The following is a 24563-nucleotide window of genomic DNA, read 5'->3' as shown; positions in this document are numbered from 1 at the left end:
ACGCTGATAATTACAAACCCTAGGGCAGATGAATGTCGGTTCCAAGCAGGTTACACTGCGCCGAATAACAATAACCAGCGATCATAAACCTATCATGCAAACCCTACTCAATAACATTGCCGCTGAGATGGCACGTGTGACCGAGCGTGGTCATGTGGCGGATTACATTCCCCAATTAGCGCATGTCAGTGCGGCGCGTTTTGGCATGGCCGTCGCCTTGCCCGACGGACAGGTGTTTACCGCTGGGGATGCCAACGAGCCCTTTTCCATTCAGAGTATTTCTAAGGTGTTTGCACTGACCTTGGCACTGGGTAAGCGGGGCGACGCGTTATGGCAGTATGTGGGACGGGAGCCATCGGGAGATCCGTTCAATTCCATCGTGCAGTTGGAGCATGAATCTGGCAAGCCGCGTAACCCATTTATAAATGCCGGGGCCATCGCGGTGGTAGACGCCATTATGATGGGGCACGAGCCTAAGGAAGTCTTGGCGGAAATGTTGAACTTTGTGCGCTATTTGGCAAATGATGCGAGCATTTGCTTCGATCATGAAGTGGCAGCATCAGAGCTGGAACACAAACACCGCAATGCTTCATTAGCCCATTTTATGAAAGCCTTTGGTCGTTTAAAGCACGATGTGGACAAAGTAATAGGCACGTATTTCCACCAATGTGCGCTGGCCATGAGCTGTGTGCAATTGGCGCAGTCGGGGCTGTTTTTGGTGTCGGACGGAGTAAATCAGGCTACGGATTCTCGGGTGGTATCGGCCCAGCGCGCCCGGCGGATCAATTCTTTGATGATGATGTGCGGGCATTACGACGGCTCAGGTGAATTCGCCTATCGTGTTGGCTTGCCGGGTAAAAGTGGTGTGGGCGGTGGCATTTTGGCTATCGCGCCCGGTAAAGCATCTATAGCGGTTTGGTCACCGGGGTTGGACCGCATCGGCAACAGTTTGTTGGGTACCCGTGCGTTAGAAATGTTGGTGCAGGAGACAGGCTGGTCGGTGTTTGGGCATTAGGGAACATCTCAAAACCCCCTTTTCTCAAGCTGGCGTTGTTAAAAATAGCCTCAAAATGCTCACTGGCTTGCCAGAACGACCATGGGTCGGCCCGGAGGGTGAGCGCAGCGAATATTTACGTACAGTAAACTGCGCTTTCTCGGACATTTTTGCCTAGCCAGCTTTTCGCCTCTGAGGTTTTTAGATGCTCCCATTAGGGCAGAAACGCAATCTCTGCCCTCCACGAGCTTTTTTACATCGTATTCGTGGAATCGAAAATCTTATCCGCATTGCCTTCAATAAAGCTGTCGAACAGGGTGCCATTTGGCATCTCATGGCGGCGGGCGAATTCATAGAAGCAGCTCGGAATGGTGCGCGTTGCGCCGTCAGCAAAGGTGAATTCGATTTTGTCAGCCATGGTGGAAGACTGCTCTAAGAACAATGCCGGAGAGCCTTTCACCAAACCACCGACTTGATTGAGTGCATAGCCTTCATCTAACAACAACTGATTCACTGCCTCAATGGTTGGGTAGTGTTCTAGGTGGTTGATGCTGACGGTGAAGTGGTTGGCCTGCATGCCCATGGTGCTGAGCCATGCGGCGTATTCACTGTGCTCAACCAGCGTCAAATAATCCGCTTCGCTGGGGATATCCCACAGGTGTTTTTGCCAGAATATTTCTGGCCCTTTGACGGCATCGGCGGGGATTTGCTTGTTCAGGCCGTGCAGAATGGCTTGGCAGTTGGCCGGTAATTCATCGATCAGTAATTCCGACAGAAATATCTTTGGCGCGTCAGCCTCGGATACGTGCTTATAGCACCGCGCACGCAGGTGCTTGTTTTCGAAACGAAACGCACCATAGGCTTCATAACCTAATGCGGTAAGTTGTGGTTCCAGTTTTTCCAGCGCAATGGGCGATTGCGCGAATGTACGAAAAGCCACGTGATCATTGATGACTGCCTCACCACGGGCGGTAAACAGTGCTTGAATGCGCTTAGCTTGGGGGGTGACCTCGGTGTAAGCATCCCACAGCCGTGCGAAAAATTCGTTAACCTGCATGTCGGGTTTCTCCATAGATGAGCCAATATGCGGTTACTTTAGTCATGATCTAATCGCATGACAAAGGGTAAAAAAGCATGTTGTTATGCGTATAAAGCATGCGAAAATGGCGGTCAACTGAGTGTTCACCAACGAGATAGCTTGCCATGCGTCGCTACATTCCTTCATCCACCGCGCTGACCTGTTTTGAAACTGCTGCACGACATCTCAGTTTCACCCGTGCAGCGCAGGAGCTGCATCTAACGCAGAGTGCCGTGAGTCGGCAGGTCGGCAAGTTGGAACAGTTTTTGGGCCGCGAGCTGTTCATCCGGTTGAACAAACGCTTGATGCTGACGCAAGCCGGGGCGGCTTACTACAAAGAGGTGGTTCCTCTGTTGGACCATATGGAAAGCACCAGCTTGCGCCTCTTGCAGCGGGAAGACGAGCAAACGACGTTAACACTTTCGGTACTGCCCACATTGGCATCGTACTGGCTGATGCCCCATTTAGCCGGGTTTCAGAAAGCCTATCCGCAATATCATGTCACCTTGCTGGCCTTGGATGATATAGAGGCGATTGACCCGGAGCGGGTGGATGTCATTGTGCATTACGGCGGTGATCACTGGCCACGCGCGCAGTCGCACCATTTATTTCGGGAACAAGTGATAGCGGTATGTGCACCGAATTTGATGGCTGGCGAAGCACAATTGCTTGATTTGCCGTTGCTGCATCTGTCTACCCGTAGCAATGCATGGGCCGATTGGTTGGCGCGGCATAGCATTGATGGCGCTCGCATTGCCGGGCCAACGTTCGAACATTTTCACATGCTGTTGGAAGCGGCTACGCATGGCATGGGGGCGGCCATTGTGCCCACGGTGTTGGCGGCGCAGGCCTTACAGGAAGGCCGTTTAGTGGCACCCTTTGGCCCGGCGATGGATACCCCGCATGAATATCTGTTGTCGTACCCCGCCGATAAAGCCGACCAAGAGCCGGTGGTGGCGTTTCGGGATTGGGTGTTGCAACAACTTGCGTCATGTTATCAAGGCGATTAAGCACTGCGAGTCAGGCAGAACATCCTTGTTCTTCACAAATAGCTTACAGTGCTTCTACCGCAATGGCCGTGGCTTCGCCGCCGCCAATACACAGCGAGGCAACGCCTTTTTTCTTGCCGTGTGTTTTCAGGGCATGCAGCAGCGTAACCAAGATCCGCGCACCGCTGGAACCGATAGGGTGGCCCAGTGCACAAGCACCGCCGTGTACGTTCACTTTGCTGGGGTCCAGTTCCAGCTCTTGAATCGCCAACATGGTGACCATGGCAAAGGCTTCGTTGATCTCATACAAATCTACGTCGTCTTTGCTCCAGCCCGCTTTCGTCAATACTTTTTCGATCGAACCGATGGGCGCGATGGTGAATTCATCGGGCAAACGGGCGTTGGTGGCATGGGCAACGATGCGAGCGATAGGCTTTAGGCCCTGCGCCTCGGCGTCGCCGGCACGCATCACTACTAGGGCCGATGCTCCATCAGAAATCGAGCTGGAATTGGCCGCCGTGATGGTGCCGTCTTTGGTGAACGCGGGGCGCAACGCGGGCAGTTTGTCGATGTTGGCGCGGAACGGCGGTTCGTCGGTATCGACCACGGTTTCACCTTTTCGGTCTTTAATGGTGACGGGCGTAATTTCATTCTTAAACGCTCCGCTTTCTACGGCCGCTTTGGCTTTGGTGATGGAGCCAATGGCGAATGCATCCATGGCTTCCCGGGTCAGGGCGTAGTCGTCAGAGGTTTTTTGGGCAATGCAGCCCATGGCGCCGCTGCCGTAGGCGTCTTCCAAACCGTCGAGCATCATGTGGTCCATAACCTGGCTGTGACCAAGGCGCATTCCGAACCGGCCATTGGGCAACAAGTATGGGGCCATGCTCATGTTTTCCATGCCGCCAGCGACCACGACATCGGCGCTGCCCGCTTTGATAAGATCATGCGCGAGCATGACGGCTTTCATGCCGGAGCCACACACTTTGTTCATGGTCATACAGGCGGCGCTGTCAGGCAGCTCCGCAGCGCGCGCGGCTTGGCGGGCGGGGGCTTGGCCGAGACCCGCCGGTAAAACGCAGCCCATGATGACTTCATTCACTTGCTCGCCTTTGATGCCAGCGCGTTCAACAGCGGCACGAATCGCGGTGGCACCCAGCTCGGTGGATTTCACATTGCCTAATACACCGCCCATGGCACCCGTGGGTGTCCGCTGCGCGGATACGATGACGATATCGTCGTTGTTCATTGTCTTACCTCATTAAAATGGTTCGATGTGACAACGATGGTCGTGGGGGTATGCCTTTACGGGGACGCCGTAAATCCGTCCCTGGAGGCTTGTTGCGGACGTCCTGTCCGCAAACACCCCTTTAAAGGCATACCCCCACGCCCATCTTAGTAATCAATACTCTAAAACTTGTAAAAAGCTGTTTGAGAAAGCAGGCGCGCTGTTCAATTGGGCGGTTTGATAGCTGGTTGATGATCTATCAGCTTGAGGTGTGGCATGGGTGGTATCGCGGGGCGTGTGCCGCCAAGGATGGCGGCATCGAGCCAGCAGGGATGCTTTCACGGCGTCCCCAAGATACCACCCATGCCACACCTCAGACCATGGATAGATATATCAGCTCGCCAACTCCGGCAGATCCCGAAACAACTCCAGGGCTTGGGGGTTGGCTAGGGCGTCTTTGTTTTTTACGGGTTCGCCCATGACCATTTTGCGTACGGCTAACTCGACAATTTTTCCCGAAATAGTCCGTGGAATGTCGGCCACCTGAATCACCTTCGCCGGCACATGGCGCGGTGTTGTATTCGCACGAATGGTTGTTTTTATCGTATTGATCAATGCGTCGTCCAGAGTGTACCCGTCTTTCAGACGCACAAAGAGCACAACCCGCACATCGTCATCCCACGGCTGCCCAATGCACAAACTTTCCTGCACTTCTTCAACTTTTTCGACTTGCCGATAAATCTCCGCGGTACCGATACGCACTCCACCGGGGTTTAATACCGCATCCGAACGACCGTGAATAATCACCCCGCCGTGCTCGGTGATCTCACCGTAGTCGCCGTGTGCCCAAATGTTCGGAAAATTCTCGAAATAGGCACCTCGGTATTTACTTTGGTCCGCGTCATCCCAGAAATAGATCGGCATGCTTGGAAAGGGTTTTACACACACCAGCTCCCCTTTTTCGCCGACCACAGCTTGGCCATTGTCGTTAAAAATCTGTACCGCCATGCCTAAACCCCGGCATTGCAGCTCACCGGAATAAACCGGAAGCATTGGCGACCCCAAGGCAAAACAGGACACAATATCCGTACCGCCGGAAATGGACGCCAAGAGAACATCGGCTTTGATGTCACGGTAGACGTAATCAAAACTCTCCGGAGCCAGCGGTGAACCGGTGGACAGTACCGCGCGCAGCTTCGGTAAATGATGCGATTCACGTGGTTTCGCGCCGCCTTTTTCCAGCGCCGCGATGTACTTCGCACTGGTGCCGAAGACGCTGATGCCTTCTTCTTCTGCGATCGACCAGAGGCTATCGAGCTTCGGTGCCATGGGCGAACCATCGTACAGCACTACGTTTGCACCCACAGCCAAACCACTGACCAGCCAGTTCCACATCATCCAACCGCAGGTGGTGTAGAAAAACAGTGTGTCTTCACGGCGCAAATCGCAGTGCAGTATGTGCTCCTTGAGGTGTTGAATCAGCGTGCCGCCGACGCTGTGCACGATGCACTTGGGCACGCCGGTAGTGCCGGATGAGTACATGATGTACAACGGATGGTCGAAGGGTACTTGAGTGAATTCAAGTTCAGTAGCGGTGGGGTCGATAAAATCGTTCAGTAACACGGCTTTTGGCAAGCCTGCGAGGTCGGGGGTTGCTGCCACATAAGGTACAACCACGATGGCTTGAATGGACGTTATCTTGTCGGCAATTTCGCGCACCCGCGCTAAGCTGTCTATTTGTTTGCCGTTGTAGTGATAGCCGTCGCAGGTGAACAATACCTTGGGCTCTACTTGCCCAAAACGGTCGACCACGCCTTGAATGCCGAAGTCCGGGGAGCAGGAACTCCACACCGCGCCGATGGATGTGGTGGCGAGCATGGCAACGACGGTGTCGATGCGGTTGGGCATAAAGCCGGAGACACGATCGCCTACGGTGACACCGAGTTGGCGTAATGCGCTGGCGACTTGAGCGACCTTACGGTACAGCTCGGCATAGGTTAATTGCGCGCGGTTGCTCGCTTCATCGCGGAACGTCAGCGCCGGGCGGTCGTCGCGGTAACGCAGCAAGTTTTCCGCGAAATTTAAGCGTGCTTCAGGAAACCAGCGCGCCCCAGGCATCAAGTGGCCATCGGCCAGCACCACACCGCCTTTCTGGCTGGCGATGATACCGGAGTAATCCCAAAAGCCGTTCCAGAAGGATTCGTGTTGATCGACTGACCATTGGTACAGGTCGTCGTAGGTGTGCAGGTCTAAACCGTGTTGACGGTTCATCGCTTGCATGAATTCATAAAGCCGGGTCGCGGCAATCTGTTGGGCAGTCGGCGTCCAGAGTGGCGCGGTCATCAACGCTCTCCTATTTGTATTTATGGGAATAGAGTAACTTAAAAAAGCGTCACCGGTGGCATCACCGATGACGCAAAGCCCACGCAGGCTGTAAGCTTTATTGTGCACATAGTGTACGCGCTGGGTGACGTTCTACTGTGCCGTGTAGCCGCCATCCATCACCACCGCTTGCCCGGTTACACCGCGCGCTCGGCCACTGGCCAGAAACAGGCAGTAGTCGGCAATTTCACGGGTATCCAACAAACGGCGTTGCGGCACCAACGGATATATCACTTCTTCCAAGACCCGTTCCAACGGCACATTGCGGGTTTTGGCCAAGTCTTCCAACTGACCGCGCACCAAAGGTGTATCGACATAACCGGGGCAAAGCGCATTCACGGTGATGCCATGGGCAGCCCCTTCCAATGCGGCCACTTTGGTCAGGCCAATGACACCGTGTTTGGCCGAGTTGTACCCCGCCTTGCCCGCAAACCCGACCAGTCCGTTGATCGATGCCATGTTGATGATGCGCCCGCTACCCTGACGTTTCATGGTTGGAAAGACCTTCTTTATCGCCAAGAACGGAGCGGTCAACATGATGTCGAGCAGCGTGCGATAAACCTCGCTGGGAAACTCCTCTAGGGCGGCCACGTGTTGCATGCCCGCGTTATTGATCAATACATCAATGCCATCAAAATGCGCAATCACCTGGTCGATGGCCTGTAAAAAACCGGCCTCATCGGTGACATCACAGGCCACGCCCATACGATCGGGGCCTGCACCGCCCAAGATACCCAAGGCATGTTGCAAGGTTTCTTCATTACGATCCAAGATCGCCACGCGGGCACCGTCTTCTAAAAACGCTTGGGCAATTTCAAAGCCAATACCGCTGGCCGCACCCGTAATTAAAACGCTTTTACCCTTCATGTTGAGTTTCCTTCTTATTAGGGGTTCATGCCGGGCAGCCACAGCACAATGGCCGGGAACGCCATGCACAAGATCAAGGCTGACAGTTGCAACAACACAAATGGAATGACCGAACGGTAAATGGTCGTAATGCCAATTTCACCGTCCGTGATGCCTTTCAGATAGAACAGGGCATAACCAAAGGGTGGCGTTAGGAAACTGGTTTGTAGATTGATGGCGACCAAAATGGCGAACCAGACGAGGAATGCCTCTTGCGACAAGCCCATGCCAAAATCCATCATCGTGATGACCGGTAGCATCAACGGCAGAATGACGTAGCTGATCTCGATCCATTCCAGGAAGAACCCCAGCAGGAAGATCATCACCATCATTAAAATCAACAACCCGTAAGGGCCAAGACCAGTGCTGTCGACCAGTTCCAGAATCATGTAGTCGCCACCTAAGCGCTTGAAAATAGCGCTGAAACAGGCCGCGCCGACCACAATGAACAAAATCATCGCGGTGGATTTCGAGGTGTCGTAGGTCACATCGCGCAGGTTTTTATAATTGAAGTTACCACCGATGAACGCCAGCACCATGGCACCGGCAGCGCCAATGGCGGCCGCTTCCGTAGGTGTTGCAATGCCCATCATGATGGAACCCAGAACGGCCACAATCAGTATTACCGGACCGACTAAATCGCGCAGTAAAGCGATCGGCAGCGGGGTGGGGTCGTGGTCTAAAGAATCCGGATCGGGCAGGGGCATCCATTCGGGTTTGAATTTACCCACCAGTAGTAAATAGCCGATGTACAACACGCCCAGCATCAAGCCAGGAACCAAGGCGGCTTTGAACAGCGCACCGACCGATACGTTCAAGATCGAACCCATCAACACCAACATAATGGACGGTGGAATGAGAATTCCCAGTGTCCCCGACGCCGCTACAATGCCTGTGGCCATTTCCGGCTTATAGCCTTGCTTGAGCATGATGGGCATGCCCAACAGTCCGAGCATCACCACGGAAGCCCCCACGATGCCGGTGCTGGCGGCCATGACGATGCCCAGCAGCGCAACAGAAATGGCCAGACCCCCGTGTATGCGCCCAAACAGGCGTTGCAAGGTGAGCAATAAACGACGGGCAACGCCGGATTTCTCCAACATCAACCCCATAAACACAAACAAGGGAATGGCAATGTACAGCCAGTTCTCAATGACACCGCCAAAAATACGTGAACCCACAATGCCGATAAACGGCATGGGAATATCGCCAATGATGGCAAAAAGAATGCCGATACCACCGAGCAAGAACGCCACCGGGTAGCCGGTAAAAATACCGAGAATCAACACCACAACCATCAAGAACGGTAAGAGATATTCACCGAACATAGTATTTCTCCTTTTCCAGACGCGTGGGGTCTAACAAGGCCGCCACGGTGGAAAGACAGCGAGCGAACGCGTTGAGCGCGAGAAAACCGAGGGCCACAGGTAACGCGCCCTTGATCAGAAAACGGTGGGTTAAACCGCCGTAGTTGGACTGTTCGCCCGACACAAACGACATTCTCACCTGCGGCCAATTCATTTCGGACACGATCCAGCAAAAAGGAATCAACAACAGCAAATGACCGATCAGCTCGACGACCAAGCGTGTGCGCGGCGAAAAGCGCTCATAAATGAAGTCCACACGAACATGGCTGTTGGTGTGTAAGGCGTAAGTGGCACCGAACAGCATAAGCAGACCATAGAGGTGCCACTGCATATCAATAACGCTGTTGATGGTTAGGGCACGCCCCAACATGAAAATAGGCTCTTGCCAGCGGCCAAGCTCATTGAGCCCCATGGCATTCATCACAACGGTGAGCAGTACAACGGCGATGATCGGCAACACCAGCCAACTGGTGAGCCGACCGACCCAAAGCCCAGCCAAAATGATGGGCCGGGCCACGAGGTCAAGTGCCGCCGCTACTCTGACGAGAACGGCGGCTGTCATTATTTCAGCTCCTGCAATTCATACCATTGATTGAACATTTCTTCGTGTGCCATCAATGATTCGTAGGCTTCACGGAAACCTGGGGTGTTGGCGAATTCTTCTTCCAACACTTCTTCCCAAGCGCCACGCAAGGCTACTTGTACATCATCCGGGAAACGGCGTACTTCAATGTCCGTTTCGGCTTGCATACGGTTCAATGCGTCAATCTGCATCGGTACGGCTTCCGCCAATGACCATTGCAACGTTGAACGACAGGCGGTTTCGTACTGTGCTTTTTGCGCATCGCTGTACTGGTTCCACACGTCTTTGTTGATGATCAACGAGAACCAACTGGCCGATTGGTGCCAACCGGGGAAGTAGTAGTAATCGGTGATTTCATGCAGACCGGTTGATTCATCAACGTTAGGTACTGAGAACTCGGCCGAATCGATACGTCCACGTTCCAGTGCTAAATAAATTTCGCCGCCAGGAATCAACTGGGTAGATGCACCAAACTTGTTCAGCACGCGAGCACCCAATCCGGAAATACGCATCCGAAGACCTTCAAAGTCAGCGACGCTGTTGATTTCCTTGTTGTAGAAACCGCCGGTTTCTTGCGGTGAAATAAAGCAAGGCAGTACCTGTACGTTGTAAGGGTCATAGGCTTCTTGCAGGTATTTGGTGCCGTCGCCCGACCACATCCACGACGCAAACACTTCGGCAGAAGGCCCGAATGGCAGCGCGCCATACATGTTCACCAAGGGTACGGTGCCGGCCCAGTAGCCAATCCAGTCCCAACCGGCGTCGACCGCACCGGTCGACACGGCGTTAAAGACTTCAAAGGGTGGAACCAAATCGCCTGGCTCATATACCCGAGCAGTCACAGCGCCACCGGTAACGGTGCTCAGTTCTTTGGCAAAGTGGCTGGCACCTTGGCCCAAGAACATGTTGGTGCCAAATACGCTGGCGACGTCAATGCGAGCGGGGCCATTGGCGGACGCGGTGCTGAATGTCATGGAAGCAGCCGTTAGGGTGGCCGCTACCGCAAGCGCTATAGGCTTGATCTTCATGGTGTTGTCCTCATTTCGTCATTGTTGTTGTACTTGTTAGTCTGTATCGACTTCGGAGGGTTATGGCCTGCTGCAAATAATTATGTTGTTGGCAGCATGGCGAACCACTGCGAAGGCTATATCAAGAACGGTGCCATCTTTATAAAAAGCTATATAAAACAAGGAATTAGCTCACGGCAGTGCAAAAATAGCCGTATTTAACGAGTTGTCTATTGTCTAATCTGTCCGAAATTCCGGAAGAAATGGAGACAAAAGATGGAATAGGGCAGTGGTAGCCATCCGAAAACTTGGACGCTGTCCGAAAATCCGGAAGACTTCTCTGTGAGCGATAAAAAAGCCGGTCTATCCTGCACAGATGACCGGCGAAACACCACAACGGCTAGAAAATAAAAACCTTATTTGTCGTCGAGCAACTGCTCCAATTTATGCAAACTTTCCATCGCGCTCAGGGCTTGTCCCACGCTGGCGTTGGGTTCACGGCCTTCACGAATGGCACTGATAAACTCGCGGTCTTGCAGTTCAATGCCGTTGTTAGACACCGCGACGCCGCTCAGGTCGACGGGGTTTTCATGGCCGTCCACCAAGTCATCGTAGCGCGCAATGTAGGTACCATTGTCACAGATGTAACGGAAGAACGTACCGAAGGGCCCCTCATTGTTGAACGACAGAGACAGCGTACAGATCGCGCCGGATGGCACTTTCATACCGATGCTCATATCCATGGCGATGCCCAAATCCGGGTGTTTTGGCCCCTGCAATGCCTGTAATTGGCTGGCTTGTTCACCCGTTTGGTATTGGAACAGGTCGACCGTATGGCAGGCATGGTGCCACAGCAAATGGTCGGTCCAGCTACGCGGCTCCCCTTTGGCGTTGGTGTTGGTGCGGCGGAAGAAATAGGTTTGCACATCCATCTGTTGGATCTTCAATTCTCCGGCCTGGATTTTGTTGTGAATCCATTGGTGGCTGGGGTTGAAGCGGCGGGTGTGTCCGGCCATGGCCACCAGGCCGGTTTCCTGCTGCACGCGGACCAACGCATGGGAGTCTTCGATGTTATCCGCCATGGGGATTTCCACCATCACATGTTTACCCGCCCGGAGGCAGGCCATGGCCTGGCTGGCATGTAACTGGGTGGGCGTAGCAAGAATAACAGCATCCAGCGTGGGGTCTTTGAGCGCTTCGTCCAAGTCCGCGTAGGCATTGGCGATGCCCCGTTCTTGCGCGAACGCAGCAATCTTTTCGGCATCGTGGCCCACCACGGAATGAATCTCGACGTCTTCAATATTGGCTAAAGCATCCAAATGTTTCATGCCAAACGCACCGGCGGCACCGGCGACACATAGTTTCATGATGTTTTCTCCTGATCGTTTGGTAGGTTGAAATGTTTGAGCAGCGCATCGGCAGGCGCTTGGTAATCGTCGGCACTGGCTTGCACGCCCGACTGCGCCAACCGGCGTTGCCAACGGACGGTGGTTTCGGACATGCGTTCTGGCAGCCCCAGATGGCTGAGGAAAGCACACACTTCTTCCATCTCGGCAGCACGACGCTCACCGTGTAAGGTCATGCGTTCCAAGTTATAGGCCGCGCGTTCAGCCCAGTTAAATCCGGGGTTTGAGGCATCCAGTGAGGCGAAGACTTGTTGGTCCACACCCGCCAGCCGACCGGCCAGCGTGCATTCCGCAAACAAGGCTTCCATCCCCTTGACCATGATGCTGCGCACCATTTTGATCGACGATGCGGTGCCGACCGGACCGGGCTCCACCGTGGCATTCATGCCCAGTTCGGTGAGCAGTGCTTGTGTCTCGTCAGCATGCGGACCACTCAGCAATAACGGCGTGCGGTTGCGTAAGGGCAGTACCGGTGACATCACCGCCACGTCAACATAGCGTCCACCCGCTTGTGTAATAATATGCGCCGCGGCTTGCTTGGTGTGTGGGGCGCAGGAATTGCCATCCAAAAACAGCGCGCCGGGCTTTATTTGCTCGGCCACGGCGGTGGCAGCCGCGAACGCTTGATCCGCCGTCACCAATGACCACACCACATCGGCGCTCTGCACCGCCTCCGTTAAGTGGTCATGGCAGACCACCTGTGCCACTTGTGCGGCGGCCCGTACCGTCGACGCGGATGCCCCGGCAACCTTCACGTCATAGGTGTGAATGGTGACGCCGCTGCGCGTCATACGGCTGACAAACGCCTGTGCGGCTTCGCCGAAACCGATAAAGGTTAGGTTGAGTGCGCTATCATGTTCCATGCGGTTGCCCCCATCGTTGCCATTATCCGAATACAACACCATCGAACAGTTTGCGTGCGGTACGCAAAATGCCCGCGCCTTTAATGTTGCCTGCATCGTCCCGGTTCAGTACCACGGTCGTTTTACCGATCGGGTGTTCTACATCAATGATCAGCCGACGTGCATCGTCTACCGTGGTCAGTTCCGCAGCGATGCTGTCCGGAATGGCGCAGGCGGTGGCGACTGATACGGCTCCCAATACGCCAATGGACGCGTGGCATCGATGCGGAATAAAGGTACGCGTGGATAGCGCACCGCCGTGTTTTGCCGGACTGACCAAGGACATTTTCGGCACCGTTTTATCCGTCACGTCGTCCAGATTCATCAAGTAACCGACTTGCAAGCGAATGGCTTCCAAGCGGGCTTTCAATGTGGTGTTAGCATCCAGGTCTTCGCGGCTTTCTTGGCCGGTAATGCCGAAGTCGCTGGCCCGCAACAGGACCGTCGGCATACCGTTGTCGATGCAAGTTACCCAGGTGCCATCGATCAAGTCACGCGGGTTGCCGGTGGGCAACAGAGCCCCGCAGCTGGAACCTGCGACGTCTTGGAACTCCAACAATACGGGCGCGGCCGTGCCAGGTACACCATCAATTTCAGCACTGCCTTCATAGGCCACAACGCCATTGGGCGTCTGTACCGTAGCAATGGCAATTTGTTGGGTATTTTCCATGTAGATGGCCACCTCGGTTTCATCGCCCGTAGCGGCCACTAGACCGCGCTCAATGGCAAAGGGTGCCACCCCTGCCAACATATTGCCGCAATTCTGCGCATCACTGACCAAGGCTTGATCGACATAGACCTGCAGAAACAAATAGTCTACATCGGCACCGGGCTGCTGGGAGGGTTTGACCACAGCGACCTTCGACGTCAGTGGATCGGCACCGCCCATGCCGTCAATCTGCCGTTCATCGGGTGAACCCATCACACGCAATAAAAAAGCATCGCGTTGCGCGGTATCTTTGGGTAAATCATTGGCTAGAAAAAACGCGCCCTTAGATGTACCGCCACGCATCCACATACAAGGCGCTGAGCTAGACATACTTCAGTCCCCGCTCGGCCAAGCGACCGCGCATGTCGTAGATGTCTAACCCCAATTCGCCGGCGGCCAAACGTTGGCGCTTTTGCTCTTCCAAGGCCATACGCTGCTCGGCCTTGTCGGCCACCTCAGCGGCTTCTTCGCGGCGTACTACGCAGACACCATCGTCATCAGCGACGATGACGTCACCGGGGTTAATGTGCGCACCGGCACACACCACCGGCACGTTCACCGAGCCCAGCGTTTCTTTAACGGTGCCTTGCGCAAAAATCGCTTTTGACCATACCGGGAAGTTCATGGCGGTCAGGTCGCGGATATCGCGCACCCCGGCGTCAATGATCAACCCACGGCAGCCGCGTGCCTGCGCCGAGGTGGCCAGTAAATCACCAAAATACCCGGCATTCGAGGGCGACGTCGGCGCCAGCACCAGAATATCGCCCGGTTGCAGTTGTTCAATCGCTACGTGCACCATCCAGTTATCGCAGGGCGCCGCTGAAATGGTTACGGCCGATGCCGCCACCGACGCACCACTGAAGATGGGACGCATATAATCGGCCAACAAACCTTTACGACCTTGGGCTTCGTGTACCGTTGCGACGCCGCATTTAGCGAGGAGATCAATCACGGTAGAGTCTGCTCGTTCAATATGTTGTACAACCACGTTCATTATTATTCTCCTAAAAGACCGAGGGTGTTTTAAAGCAACGCCAGAGCAAGCACGGGGAACGCGATCAGCAATGCCAAGCGCACCACGTCAGATACAACAAAGGGAATGACCCCTTTAAAGATGTCGGTGATCTTCACATTCGGGGCCACAGATTTAATCACGAACACGTTCATGCCAATCGGCGGGGTAATCAACCCGAGCTCTACCGTGATCACGGTCAGGATGCCGAACCATATGGGGTCAAACCCGGCCTGCATAGCCAGCGGGAACACCACGGGCACGGTTAACAGCAACATGGCGATGCTGTCCATGACCATACCGAGCAAGATGTACAGCAGCAGGATGGCCATCAGGATCATGAAAGGCGTCAAGTCCAACGCGTTGACAAATTCCACCAAGGCGAACGACACCCGCGAAACGGACAGGAAATACCCGAAAATTTCGGCACCCATGACCATAAAGAAGATCATTGCCGATACGACCAGCGTTTCACGCACGGCGTCAACAAAGCCGCGCCAGCGCAAGCCGCGTACCACTGCGATGATCAGCGCACCAAAGGCGCCGACCGAGGCAGCTTCCGTGGGCGTGAAAATACCACCGTAAATGCCGCCAATGATCAGCGCGAAGATCAGACCAAATGGCACCAAGCCTTTCAAACCAACAATTTTCTCTACGAACGTGGTGGCCACACCCGGCGTGGCCAGGTCGGGACGCAATTTCACCACGGCGGCAACCGCCGCCATGTACAGCACCATGCCCAGTAAGCCCGGGATAATACCGGCAATGAACATGTCACCGACCGACTGCTCGGTCAGCAGGGCGTATAACAGCAAGGCGATGGATGGCGGGATCATAATGCCCAAGGTGCCGCCAGCGGCAATGGTGCCGGTCGCCAGCGAGTCGGCATAACCTTGCTTCTTCATTTCGGGTAACGCCACTTTCGACATACTGGCCGCCGTGGCTAACGACGAACCGGAAATGGCGGAAAATACGCCGGACGACATAATGGCCGCCAAAGCCATACCGCCGCGCCAGGAGCCAAACAAGGTCCGTGCGCCGTCGAACAGTTCGGCCGACATGCGGGCTTTTGACGCCAGCACGCCCATAAGAATGAACATCGGAATGGGGCTGAAGCTGTAATTAGACAGCGTATTCAGAGCACTCGATTCCAGAATAGACATGGCCGGGTCAAAAGCCACGATCAAACCAAAGCCGGTGAAACCGGTCACGGCCATGGCCATGGCAATCGGCATCCGCAAGGCGATCAAGCCCAACATGCCGCCCACACATAAAAAGCCAATTAATTGTGAGCTCATAGATGATCACCTGATTCTTGATAGGTTTGAGCGGTCAGGTATTCCCATGCCACGGTGATGCCGCGTACCCCTAACATCAACGTACCGATTAAGGTTGCGCCGTAGTAATAGGCCATGGAAATGCCGAAATCTTGGGAGGTTTCACCGGTCATCTGCACATGTTCAATCGAACTCAATAAACCGCGCGACAAGATGAATCCGAATACCCCGAAAAAGAACACATAAAAAGCCGCCATGCGGTTTTTATTGGCATCTGACATCTTGTCGGTGAATAAATCGACGATGACTTGGCCATCTTTCAACGCATAAGGCAGGGCATACGCCATACTCAGTAATAAGCCGTAGCGGACAATTTCGTAACTGCCGCGAAACGTAAAATCGACCGCACCATCGGTCATCCCGAACACGGTGCGGGTGATGACATCAAACAACACTGCCAACATCGACAGGATTAAAATCACCCCGCCAATCTGGCTCAGCACAAAGGCTGCTGTGCGCACGATATCCGCGATGCGATGAATGAAACTCATCATGTAATCTCCCGAAAAGAGGTGTCCCCAGAAAAGCTCCAAGCCAGTGGCCGACTCAGCGCTGGGGTTAATATCGGAGCGGTGACCCATAGAGGGTCACCGTTGGCCGCTTAGGCGGCGCAGCTGTTGCGCAATTCTAAAGCGCGCTGATATACCTCACGAGCTGGCAGGTTACGGCCTTCCAGGTCGTTCAGGTATTGCTCACGTGCGGCGTTGATGGCGGGTGCCCACGCAGGGTTGTCTACACCCCCTTCGATTTCAATGATGGTGCGGCCTTTCGCTTGCGCGTCGGCAATGCCGGCTTCATCCAAACGGTCGAACACTTCACCACCGGTGATTGCCCAATCCATGCCCGAGTTGGCATCGATAACGGCTTTGTTGGCGGGTGAAAGACGGTCATAAACGTCTTGGTTCATGGTCACGATAAACGCCAAGGTATACATGCCACCAATGCTGGTGTGTGATTCCACCAATTCCGCCAAACGGAACGCAATGGTGCCTTCCCAAGGCAGAGCCACGCCATCGATCACGCCACGTTGCATTGCGGTGTAGCTTTCAGGTGCTGGCATACCGACAGGTTGCGCGCCTAATTGCTCAAGAATGTTACCGACCACCGTGGTTGGACGACGGATGCGCATGCCGCGAAGATCTTCTGGGGTACGGATGTCTTTACCACGAACGTGGAACATACCGGGGCCATGCGTAAACATGAACAGGGGTTTGGTGTCGGTGTATTCACGATCCAAATGACCTTCGTCATACAGGCTTTGCAGAATACAGGCGCCCTGTTTTCCGCTGTCCGATACCCCGGGTAATTCAACGATTTGTGTCAGCGGGAAACGGTTAGCAGAGTAGCCCTGAACCGTTGCGGTGATGTCCATTATGCGGTTACTGACCGCGCTGTATTGCTCTGTTGGAGGTACCAAGGTACCACCGGGATAGACTTCCACGGCAATACGACCATTGGAATCCGCTTCCACTTTATCGGCCCACACTTGCATCAATTGCAGGTGGTTACCGGATACGGCAGGCCACAGGTGACCTAAGCGTAGGGTGACTTCTTGGGCGCTCGCGACGCCTGCAGTTAGGCTAGCAGCCAAGGTTATAGCGCTTACTTTTTTCAATACACTCATCATAATGGTGTCCTCGTTGTTGTTATGTGTAAACAGGTCCAAACGGCTGGATACCGCCGATTGTGGATAGGTACGGGCTGAAGTATCCATAAGCACCCGGTGATGCACCATTTAGATTTTCTTGATAAGGTATTAATTTGTGTTATAGATGTTAAAAAATGATCAATAGGTAACGTGCCAAATGAAAAACCGTATGCCCAATCTACGCCACTTGCGTGCCTTTCGTGAGGTGGTACACACGCACAGTGTCAGTGCCGCCGCCGAGCGGGTTTTTTTATCGCAATCGGCGTTAACTCAAGCCTTGGCCAAGTTGGAGGCGTCATTAGGTTGCGCATTATTTCAGCGCAAACATAACGGGTTGTTTTTGACCGAGGAAGGTAAGTTGTTCGATCAGCGGGTGGCTCGTTGTCTATTGTTGCTGCAGCTCGGCGTACGCGAAGCGTTGCGTCAAGGCGAGCGCAAAGACCCTGGTTTGCGCACCAGTGTGGATCCGGCGCAGGGGCTCACCAACGCGCATTTGCGGGCGTTGTTGGCGGTTCAACATGCGCCAAACTTTTCCAGTGCCGCCCGCGCCATCGGTATATCTCAACCGGCGGTTTATAAGGCTGCACACGACCTCGAAGCCGTGTTGAACATCATTTTATTCGAGAAGACCAGTATCGGCGTTAACCTAACACGGGCGGCGTTGCGTTTGGCGCGCCAAGTGCGTTTGGCGTTAAAAGAAATCAGTCAGGGGTATGACGAACTGAGCAGTTTCTCCGGTTCGGATTCCACCACCTTGGTGGTGGGCTCCATGCCTCTGGCGCGGACGTACATCTTGCCATCCGCCATCAACCGGATCAGTGCCTTGCGACCGGATGTGAGTGTCAGTGTGGTGGAGGGGCCGTATGACGACCTGTTACAGCGTTTGCTGTTTGGCGAAGTGGACTTTTTGATTGGTGCTCTGCGCGACCCGGCACCCACCACAGATATGGTGCAGGAGGCGCTGTTTGACACGGAATTGTCCGTTGTGGCACGGCACGATCACCCATTGGCGCAGCATACGGGCCTGACTCGAGCCGATCTTAGCGGCTACCGTTGGGTGGTGCCGCGTAGCGGAACGCCCGCCCGGCGTTACTTTGACCAGGTCTTTACCGAGCATGATGCCACGGTGCTGCAAGGTTTGGTGGAATGCAGCTCGCAGGTGGTGATTCGGGAATTACTGACCGGCAGTGACCGTTTAACCTTTATTTCCAGCCATCAAGTCCAGCATGAACAAGAAGAGGGCATTCTGCGAGTTTTACACACCGACATTCCCATCATGCGCCGGCCTATCGGCCTAACATTGCGGGCCGGTTGGCACCCCACACCCACGCAACGTTTGTTTGTGTCCATCATCAAATCGTTGAGTGATCGGGTCGGCCAAACGCTCTGAGTTATAAACTTTTGTTATAGCAGCTAGATCAGTTGCCGTTCAATGGCGTACTTGGTCAACCCGGCAATGGTTTGGATGCCCAGTTTGTTCTTGATGTTTTGCCGGTGCGTTTCCACGGTACGGACGCTGATGCGCAAGTCACGCCCGACTTCTTTATTGGAATAGCCGATGGCCAACAATTTAAGGACGGTCAATTCCCGTTTACTGAGTTCTTCCAGGGCCTCATCGGCGGCTTCGGTAGGCTGTGTAAACAAGGCTTTCGACGCACCGGAACTGAAATAGGTGTTGCCGGAATGCACGGTTTCAATGGCGTTGATCAGTTCGTTCGATGACACGTCTTTTAAGACGTAACCGGACGCCCCGGACTGAATCAGCGAGAGTATGTATTCGCGGTCGTCATGCATGCTGAGCATGAGAATACGAATGTCCGGCATTTCGGCTTTAAAGCGTTGTGCGGCTTCAATACCATTCAGGACAGGCATCGACACATCCATGATGACCACGTCAGGCTGTAAAGCGCGCGCGGCGACTATCGCTTCTTCACCGTTGTTGGCGGTCCCGACGATCTCAATGTGTTGCTCCATGGCAAGACGGGCCTGCAAACCATCCAGCACCAGCATATGGTCATCTACCAACAGGAGGCGAATGTGCGATTGGGTCATGGTGTTTAACTCAGCTTTGTACTTGTTTTTGTGCCGACGAGTTTAGCATGAAGACAGCGTCGCTGTTTATGGAATCAGCGTCGTCGCTGTCTGCCGGGAAAGACCGCCATAATATGCGAGCCGTTACCCAGTTGTGACTCAACACTAAAGGTGCCGCCCATTACCTCCACGCGTTCGCGCATGTTGACCATGCCGATGCCCTGTCGGGTGGCGGCGCGGGTGTTAAAGCCTTTTCCGTTATCAGCGACTTCGAAATGAATTTCATCGGCATGGTAGCGCAGAGTAATGCTGACGCGGTTGGCGTCGGCATGCTTTTCGATATTGGTTAGGCATTCTTGCGTCAGCCGGTAGATGGTGATTTCGACATCGTCAGAGATTTCGATGTCATCCAAACCGTAAGAAAGTATGACTTCAATGCCAGTGCGTTCGGAAAAACTCTCTTTTAACGCGCGTAACGCAGGTTTTAATCCCAGATCGTCCAATAAAATGGGGCGCAGATTGTGCGAGATCTGACGCACTTCCTGAATGGTGTCGTTTAAAACTTTTCCGGCGATGTTTAATTCGGCGACCGAGGGGTGTGGGCCATCTTCGTTTTCCAATTTCTTCAGCGCAAGTTCAATGCGAAACTTCAAGGAGACAAGCTGCTGGTTGATGCCATCGTGCAGTTCGCGGGAAAACTTGCGCCGTTCATTCACCTGTAAGCGCATGAATTTCTGCACCAGTTCTTGGAGGCGTCCGTCCGCCAGTCGGTGTTCATGCATGTTGATGGCTAAGCCGAGCATGATGATCAACAAAACGGTGATGATCAATACACCCATGACCGCAACAAAGCTGTTTCGGATGTTGGTATCAAACGACGTTTTTACTTTTTCGACTTCGGTATTAATGCTGTCCAGATAAAGGCCCGTACCGAACATCCAATTCCACGGTTGAATCAGGTCGGCGTAACCTAATTTGTCTTCTTGTTGCATCAGGGGCGGGCGTTCCCAGATGTAGCGATGATAGCCGCCACCGCTGTTGGCAGCCTCCAGAAGCGCCTGAATCAGTAAATTGCCGGTGGTATCCTGAAACTGAAATAAATCCTGGCCGACGAATTCGGGAATGGTTGGGTGAACCAAGTTCACCCCTTCTTGGGTATAGGCAAAGAAATACCCGTCTTCCCCGAAGCGCATTTGCGTCAACAAGTGCTTTACCGCCGCTTGTTGTTCAGCGTCTGAGAGCGATTCATCGTCGAGAATAATGTTGATGGCGGAATGGGCAATGTCCATCTGCTCTTTCAGCGCCTGTTTCTTTGCCTCAACCAGATTAAACTCATACACTGCGAGCACTTGATCTGCTAAGTTACGTGCATGATGCAAGCCAAGATAGGTCAGCAGACCGACGGCGATCAGCAAGGGTAAGATGGCCAGCAACAAGACTTTTGCTTTTAGGTTCATTGGGATCAGCTCATGTCGGCGACGATGCCCGTCTGAAAACGCAATAAAACGGTGTTGAATCCGTAGTATTACGGGTTAATTCGGTACTCGTACGAATAGCGTTTGTGTCGGTAACAGTAGATCCTACAGCTTGTTAAAAGCCAATAACAATAACATTGAGGTATGTTCACATGGGTATTCTGGCGCTACTGGTCAGAGCGATCTGCCGACTGAACCAAGCGATAGGCTATGTCCTGTCCTGGTTTACATTAGGGATTGTTCTGGTGTGTTTTACTGTGGTGGTCTTACGCTATTTCTTTGCGACCGGCTTTGTCTGGATGCAGGACCTGTTTGTCTGGATGAATGGTGTTATGTTCATGGGCATCGCAGGCTATGCGTTGCTGAATAATCAGCATGTGCGCGTGGATATTTTTTATCGCCCCGCGTCCATTCAACGTAAGGCGTTGGTGGATTTGATTGGCTGCGTGATCTTTATTGCGCCTTTTGTGACCACAGTGGTGGTGTACGGGTTGCCTTACGTGCAGCGCTCTTGGCGCTTGTTGGAAGCATCAGCCAATACCGGCGGTATGCCGGGTCTGTTCCTCGTAAAATCCTTCATCATCGTCTTTGCGGTGGTGGTTGGCTTGCAGGCCATAGCCATGGTGGGGCGCAGTATTCTTATTTTGAGTAAACGGGAAGAACTTGTCCCCGACTACTATCGCTACAAGGTCGGAGGTTAATCATGGATCCGGTATTATTAGGCGAATTGCTGTCGTTACTCATGTTCTTCTCCATCATCGGTTTCCTGATGATGGGCTTCCCGGTCGCTTTCACGCTGGCGGGTACATCACTGATTTTCGCCTTTGTTGGCTATCACCTCGGGGTATTTAATCCGTCCAACTTGGGCAGTTTGGCGCCACGTTACATGGGCACCATGTTGAACGATGTACTGGTGGCGGTGCCGTTATTTATCTTTATGGGCATGATGCTGGAGCGCTCAGGTATCGCCGAACAACTGTTGATCACCATGGGGCGTTTGTTCCGTGGCCTGCGCGGCGGTTTAGGCATGTCGGTCATTGTGGTGGGTGCTTTATTGGCAGCCTCCACGGGTATCGTCGGTGCTACAGTCGTCACCATGGGACTGTTGTCGTTACCGGCTATGATGCGCGCCGGGTATGATACGAAGCTGGCCACCGGGGTTATTTGTGCGTCCGGCACCTTGGGACAAATCATTCCGCCATCTACCGTGTTGATTTTCATGGGTGACATGCTGGCCGGGGTAAATCAACAAGTGCAGATGTCGCTGGGTAATTTCTCACCCAAGCCGGTTTCTGTGGGGGATTTGTTTGCCGGTGCATTCATTCCCGGCATGATTCTGGTGGCGGTATACCTGGTGTATATGATGTACAAGGCTTGGCGCGACCCTGAATCCTGCCCGGCTCTGGTAGTAACGGAAGAAGAAAAAGCGGCGCTGATGCGTGACGTTTTTGTGACCCTGCTGCCGCCTTTGTTGCTGATCATTGCGGTATTGGGTTCGATTCTTGGCGGGGTTGCTACGCCAACGGAATCCGCTTCGGTGGGTGCTGTAGGTGCTATTATCCTGGCCGCCATCCGGCGTAAATTGACTTATGCCAACCTGCGTTCGGTGATGGTCTCTACCGCCAACACCACCACGATGATTTTTATCATCCTGATCGGTGCTTCGGTGTTCTCTTTGGTCTTCCGCATGATGGGCGGCGAAGAATTGGTCAGTGACTTCTTGAATTCACTGCCCGGTGGCCAAATCGGAGCGATCATCTTTGTGATGCTGCTGATGTTTGTTCTAGGGTTCATATTGGACACCTTTGAAATCATCTTCCTGGTGATTCCGATCACCGCGCCGATCTTGTTGATGATGGGTATCGACCCTATCTGGTTAGGCGTTATGGTAGCGGTGAACCTGCAAACCAGCTTCTTAACACCACCGTTCGGGTTTGCGCTCTTCTATTTGCGGGGTGTAGCGCCGGATAATGTGACCACCCGGCAGATCTACCAAGGGGCTATTCCTTTCGTCGGGCTGCAAATATTGGTCATCGGTTTGCTGATCGTGTTCCCGGATTTGATCACTTGGTTGCCGAATCAGATCTACGGCAACTGATCTACGACTAAAGGGGTAGCCATAGGTTATCCCTTTTTTGCTCTGTGATATGACAAGGGTTTCATAGTGGTCTATAAAGGAGGGGGCCGCTACGTAGAACTACGGAGGTTTCCGTAGTCGTACGCATGGTATCTTGCCAGCAAGTAAAGAAGAATGGATGCTCACCACCCGTGGATGCTCTGAACAGCCGATTAAATCCCTTGCAGTTCAGGGAGTGTGTTGAGTTGAGTGTCCGTGAATTTGTTCTCGACCAAGAAAAACAACAACCGAATGAGGAAAAACAATGAAACGTCGTGATTTTATTGCCGGTGCTGCCGCCGGTGCCGGAGCTTTGGCTCTCACTGCCTGTTCATCCGATAACAGCTCTACTGCAAGTGCTCCAGCCGCACCTGCGGTGCAGCAAGAACGCATTACCTGGCGTATGGTGACCACCTGGCCACGTAACTTCCCTGGTCTGGGTGTTGGCGCCCAGCGCTTGGCCGACCGCATTACCCAGATGTCGGATGGCCGTCTGACCGTACAAGTCTATTCAGCCGGTGAGTTGGTGCCTGCATTGGGTACGTTCGATGCGGTCATTGAAGGTTCGGCAGAAATGAGCCACGGTGCGGCTTACTACTGGCAGAACAAGAGCCAGGCAACCAGCTTCTTCACCGGTGTACCTTACGGTATGACATCGCGTGAATTGGCGGCGTGGATTCGCTACATGGGTGGTCAGGAAATTTGGGACAAAGTGTACGATCAGTACGGCGTGAAAGGCTTCCTGTCCGGTGATACCGGTACACAAGCAGGTGGTTGGTTCCGTAATGAGTTAACCGGCCTGTCCGACGTACAGGGTATCCGTTTTCGTACGCCTGGCTTGGGTGGTCAAGTATGGCAGCAATTGGGCGCTACCGTGGTCAACATGGCCGGTGGTGAAATCTATGCAGCATTACAATCCGGTGCATTGGATGCCGCTGAATTCGTAGGCCCATACAATGACTTGGCACTGGGCTTCCACCAGATCGCCAAGAACTATTACTTCCCAAGCTTCATCGAGCCAGGCTTGGCGACCGAGGCTGTGGTGAACAAGTCTAAATTTGCTGAGTTGCCACAAGACTTGCAACGCATTGTCGAGTTCGCTTGCCAAGCAGAATATGACCAAGTTGCGTCTGACTTCTACGCCAATGATCCTATCGCACTGGCGACCTTGGTGCGTGAGCACGGCGTTACAGTTCGCCAGTTCCCAGAAGAGATTCTGCGTGCCGGTGCTGAGGCGGCGAAAAACATTCTGGGTGGATTGCGTACCAGCAATGATGCACTGACCCGTGAAACAGCAGAAAGCTACTTCAACTCATTGGCTATTCTGCGCACGCGTACCGAGCAGACGGATATGGCGTTCTTGCGCGCCCGTGAGCAGTTCTTCCAGCCGTAGTCA

Annotated in this window: 22 protein-coding genes; 6 read left to right on the top strand and 16 right to left on the bottom strand. The window is 53.7% G+C overall.

Annotated features, from left to right (window positions below):
- Nucleotides 1-94: 94 nt before the first annotated feature.
- Nucleotides 95-1015: a glutaminase gene (locus ACFOSD_RS04475; RefSeq protein WP_380693095.1), complete on the top strand. Its 921-nt coding sequence runs from the start codon at nt 95-97 to the stop codon at nt 1013-1015.
- Nucleotides 1016-1247: 232 nt separating this feature from the next.
- Here the strand turns inward: ACFOSD_RS04475 and ACFOSD_RS04470 are convergent, their stop codons facing one another.
- Entirely contained in the window at nt 1248-2051 is an 804-nt protein-coding gene (locus tag ACFOSD_RS04470) for a DUF1338 domain-containing protein (protein WP_380693097.1), read from the bottom strand.
- A 146-nt stretch (nt 2052-2197) separates the two neighbouring features.
- Between ACFOSD_RS04470 and ACFOSD_RS04465 the strand changes: the two genes are divergently transcribed.
- The gene (locus ACFOSD_RS04465) at nt 2198-3082 is read left to right on the top strand and encodes a LysR substrate-binding domain-containing protein (protein WP_380693099.1); all 885 of its coding nucleotides are present in this window, start codon (nt 2198-2200) and stop codon (nt 3080-3082) included.
- Nucleotides 3083-3125: 43 nt separating this feature from the next.
- Here the strand turns inward: ACFOSD_RS04465 and ACFOSD_RS04460 are convergent, their stop codons facing one another.
- From ACFOSD_RS04460 to ACFOSD_RS04400, 13 genes are all read right to left on the bottom strand, one after another.
- Nucleotides 3126-4307, bottom strand: coding sequence for a thiolase family protein (locus ACFOSD_RS04460; protein WP_380693101.1), 1182 nt, complete (start codon nt 4305-4307; stop codon nt 3126-3128).
- A gap of 372 nt (nt 4308-4679) precedes the next feature.
- Nucleotides 4680-6629 carry an acetoacetate--CoA ligase gene (locus tag ACFOSD_RS04455; RefSeq protein ID WP_380693103.1) on the bottom strand — a complete coding sequence of 650 codons (1950 nt, stop codon included), beginning with the start codon at nt 6627-6629 and terminating at the stop codon, nt 4680-4682.
- Nucleotides 6630-6761: 132 nt separating this feature from the next.
- Nucleotides 6762-7535: a 3-hydroxybutyrate dehydrogenase gene (locus ACFOSD_RS04450; RefSeq protein WP_380693107.1), complete on the bottom strand. Its 774-nt coding sequence runs from the start codon at nt 7533-7535 to the stop codon at nt 6762-6764.
- Nucleotides 7536-7552: 17 nt separating this feature from the next.
- Nucleotides 7553-8902, bottom strand: coding sequence for a TRAP transporter large permease (locus tag ACFOSD_RS04445; protein WP_380693109.1), 1350 nt, complete (start codon nt 8900-8902; stop codon nt 7553-7555).
- Entirely contained in the window at nt 8892-9503 is a 612-nt protein-coding gene (locus ACFOSD_RS04440) for a TRAP transporter small permease subunit (protein WP_380693111.1), read from the bottom strand. Before ACFOSD_RS04440 ends, ACFOSD_RS04445 begins: the two co-directional genes overlap by 11 nt.
- Nucleotides 9503-10552, bottom strand: coding sequence for a TRAP transporter substrate-binding protein (locus ACFOSD_RS04435; RefSeq protein ID WP_380693113.1), 1050 nt, complete (start codon nt 10550-10552; stop codon nt 9503-9505). Before ACFOSD_RS04435 ends, ACFOSD_RS04440 begins: the two co-directional genes overlap by 1 nt.
- Nucleotides 10553-10947: 395 nt before the next feature.
- Nucleotides 10948-11898: a Gfo/Idh/MocA family oxidoreductase gene (locus ACFOSD_RS04430; RefSeq protein WP_380693115.1), complete on the bottom strand. Its 951-nt coding sequence runs from the start codon at nt 11896-11898 to the stop codon at nt 10948-10950.
- Complete coding sequence (locus ACFOSD_RS04425) at nt 11895-12800, bottom strand: NAD(P)-dependent oxidoreductase (protein ID WP_380693118.1); 906 nt, start codon at nt 12798-12800, stop codon at nt 11895-11897. Before ACFOSD_RS04425 ends, ACFOSD_RS04430 begins: the two co-directional genes overlap by 4 nt.
- A gap of 22 nt (nt 12801-12822) precedes the next feature.
- Nucleotides 12823-13878 carry a 4-oxalomesaconate tautomerase gene (locus ACFOSD_RS04420; RefSeq protein WP_380693120.1) on the bottom strand — a complete coding sequence of 352 codons (1056 nt, stop codon included), beginning with the start codon at nt 13876-13878 and terminating at the stop codon, nt 12823-12825.
- Nucleotides 13871-14542 (bottom strand): 4-carboxy-4-hydroxy-2-oxoadipate aldolase/oxaloacetate decarboxylase, encoded by a 672-nt coding sequence (locus tag ACFOSD_RS04415; RefSeq protein ID WP_380693122.1) that lies wholly within the window; start codon nt 14540-14542, stop codon nt 13871-13873. The genes ACFOSD_RS04420 and ACFOSD_RS04415 overlap by 8 nt, the downstream gene beginning before the upstream one ends.
- 29 nt (nt 14543-14571) lie before the next feature.
- Nucleotides 14572-15858 (bottom strand): TRAP transporter large permease, encoded by a 1287-nt coding sequence (locus tag ACFOSD_RS04410; protein ID WP_380693124.1) that lies wholly within the window; start codon nt 15856-15858, stop codon nt 14572-14574.
- On the bottom strand, nt 15855-16391 hold the full coding sequence (locus ACFOSD_RS04405) for a TRAP transporter small permease (protein ID WP_380693126.1): 537 nt from the start codon (nt 16389-16391) through the stop codon (nt 15855-15857). Before ACFOSD_RS04405 ends, ACFOSD_RS04410 begins: the two co-directional genes overlap by 4 nt.
- A 107-nt stretch (nt 16392-16498) precedes the next feature.
- Nucleotides 16499-17632: a TRAP transporter substrate-binding protein gene (locus tag ACFOSD_RS04400; RefSeq protein WP_380693128.1), complete on the bottom strand. Its 1134-nt coding sequence runs from the start codon at nt 17630-17632 to the stop codon at nt 16499-16501.
- 70 nt (nt 17633-17702) lie between these two features.
- On the opposite strand from ACFOSD_RS04400, the gene ACFOSD_RS04395 reads away from it, so the two are divergent.
- Complete coding sequence (locus ACFOSD_RS04395; RefSeq protein WP_380693130.1) at nt 17703-18935, top strand: LysR family transcriptional regulator; 1233 nt, start codon at nt 17703-17705, stop codon at nt 18933-18935.
- A 23-nt stretch (nt 18936-18958) separates the two neighbouring features.
- Here ACFOSD_RS04395 and ACFOSD_RS04390 read toward each other — a convergent pair whose 3' ends face one another.
- Together ACFOSD_RS04390 and ACFOSD_RS04385 are read right to left on the bottom strand one after the other, a co-directional pair.
- Complete coding sequence (locus ACFOSD_RS04390) at nt 18959-19597, bottom strand: response regulator (RefSeq protein WP_380693132.1); 639 nt, start codon at nt 19595-19597, stop codon at nt 18959-18961.
- 74 nt (nt 19598-19671) lie between these two features.
- A complete protein-coding gene (locus tag ACFOSD_RS04385; RefSeq protein ID WP_380693134.1) occupies nt 19672-21033 on the bottom strand; it encodes a cache domain-containing protein in 1362 nt (453 codons plus the stop codon).
- A 170-nt stretch (nt 21034-21203) separates the two neighbouring features.
- Here ACFOSD_RS04385 and ACFOSD_RS04380 point away from each other — a divergent pair, with 170 nt between their 5' ends.
- The 3 genes from ACFOSD_RS04380 (at nt 21204) to ACFOSD_RS04370 (ending at nt 24560) form a co-directional block, all read left to right on the top strand.
- On the top strand, nt 21204-21752 hold the full coding sequence (locus ACFOSD_RS04380; protein WP_380693136.1) for a TRAP transporter small permease subunit: 549 nt from the start codon (nt 21204-21206) through the stop codon (nt 21750-21752).
- A gap of 2 nt (nt 21753-21754) precedes the next feature.
- Entirely contained in the window at nt 21755-23149 is a 1395-nt protein-coding gene (locus ACFOSD_RS04375; protein WP_380693139.1) for a TRAP transporter large permease, read from the top strand.
- Nucleotides 23150-23432: 283 nt separating this feature from the next.
- Nucleotides 23433-24560, top strand: coding sequence for a TRAP transporter substrate-binding protein (locus ACFOSD_RS04370; protein ID WP_380693141.1), 1128 nt, complete (start codon nt 23433-23435; stop codon nt 24558-24560).
- Nucleotides 24561-24563: the final 3 nt, after the last annotated feature.

This window comes from Salinispirillum marinum (genome assembly GCF_042650105.1).
Lineage (GTDB): Bacteria > Pseudomonadota > Gammaproteobacteria > Pseudomonadales > Natronospirillaceae > Salinispirillum > Salinispirillum marinum.
The sequence above is the reverse complement of the archived record's forward strand: the minus strand, read 5'-3'. Positions and strand labels throughout refer to the sequence as shown.

What these genes read in the sequence shown, in the direction of transcription:
- ACFOSD_RS04475 (WP_380693095.1), top strand. Translation starts at nt 95, where the DNA reads ATGCAAACCCTACTCAATAACATTGCCGCTGAGATGGCACGTGTGACC.
- ACFOSD_RS04470 (WP_380693097.1), bottom strand. Translation starts at nt 2,051, where the DNA reads ATGCAGGTTAACGAATTTTTCGCACGGCTGTGGGATGCTTACACCGAG.
- ACFOSD_RS04465 (WP_380693099.1), top strand. Translation starts at nt 2,198, where the DNA reads ATGCGTCGCTACATTCCTTCATCCACCGCGCTGACCTGTTTTGAAACT.
- ACFOSD_RS04460 (WP_380693101.1), bottom strand. Translation starts at nt 4,307, where the DNA reads ATGAACAACGACGATATCGTCATCGTATCCGCGCAGCGGACACCCACG.
- ACFOSD_RS04455 (WP_380693103.1), bottom strand. Translation starts at nt 6,629, where the DNA reads ATGACCGCGCCACTCTGGACGCCGACTGCCCAACAGATTGCCGCGACC.
- ACFOSD_RS04450 (WP_380693107.1), bottom strand. Translation starts at nt 7,535, where the DNA reads ATGAAGGGTAAAAGCGTTTTAATTACGGGTGCGGCCAGCGGTATTGGC.
- ACFOSD_RS04445 (WP_380693109.1), bottom strand. Translation starts at nt 8,902, where the DNA reads ATGTTCGGTGAATATCTCTTACCGTTCTTGATGGTTGTGGTGTTGATT.
- ACFOSD_RS04440 (WP_380693111.1), bottom strand. Translation starts at nt 9,503, where the DNA reads ATGACAGCCGCCGTTCTCGTCAGAGTAGCGGCGGCACTTGACCTCGTG.
- ACFOSD_RS04435 (WP_380693113.1), bottom strand. Translation starts at nt 10,552, where the DNA reads ATGAAGATCAAGCCTATAGCGCTTGCGGTAGCGGCCACCCTAACGGCT.
- ACFOSD_RS04430 (WP_380693115.1), bottom strand. Translation starts at nt 11,898, where the DNA reads ATGAAACTATGTGTCGCCGGTGCCGCCGGTGCGTTTGGCATGAAACAT.
- ACFOSD_RS04425 (WP_380693118.1), bottom strand. Translation starts at nt 12,800, where the DNA reads ATGGAACATGATAGCGCACTCAACCTAACCTTTATCGGTTTCGGCGAA.
- ACFOSD_RS04420 (WP_380693120.1), bottom strand. Translation starts at nt 13,878, where the DNA reads ATGTCTAGCTCAGCGCCTTGTATGTGGATGCGTGGCGGTACATCTAAG.
- ACFOSD_RS04415 (WP_380693122.1), bottom strand. Translation starts at nt 14,542, where the DNA reads ATGAACGTGGTTGTACAACATATTGAACGAGCAGACTCTACCGTGATT.
- ACFOSD_RS04410 (WP_380693124.1), bottom strand. Translation starts at nt 15,858, where the DNA reads ATGAGCTCACAATTAATTGGCTTTTTATGTGTGGGCGGCATGTTGGGC.
- ACFOSD_RS04405 (WP_380693126.1), bottom strand. Translation starts at nt 16,391, where the DNA reads ATGATGAGTTTCATTCATCGCATCGCGGATATCGTGCGCACAGCAGCC.
- ACFOSD_RS04400 (WP_380693128.1), bottom strand. Translation starts at nt 17,632, where the DNA reads ATGGTGCATCACCGGGTGCTTATGGATACTTCAGCCCGTACCTATCCA.
- ACFOSD_RS04395 (WP_380693130.1), top strand. Translation starts at nt 17,703, where the DNA reads ATGAAAAACCGTATGCCCAATCTACGCCACTTGCGTGCCTTTCGTGAG.
- ACFOSD_RS04390 (WP_380693132.1), bottom strand. Translation starts at nt 19,597, where the DNA reads ATGACCCAATCGCACATTCGCCTCCTGTTGGTAGATGACCATATGCTG.
- ACFOSD_RS04385 (WP_380693134.1), bottom strand. Translation starts at nt 21,033, where the DNA reads ATGAACCTAAAAGCAAAAGTCTTGTTGCTGGCCATCTTACCCTTGCTG.
- ACFOSD_RS04380 (WP_380693136.1), top strand. Translation starts at nt 21,204, where the DNA reads ATGGGTATTCTGGCGCTACTGGTCAGAGCGATCTGCCGACTGAACCAA.
- ACFOSD_RS04375 (WP_380693139.1), top strand. Translation starts at nt 21,755, where the DNA reads ATGGATCCGGTATTATTAGGCGAATTGCTGTCGTTACTCATGTTCTTC.
- ACFOSD_RS04370 (WP_380693141.1), top strand. Translation starts at nt 23,433, where the DNA reads ATGAAACGTCGTGATTTTATTGCCGGTGCTGCCGCCGGTGCCGGAGCT.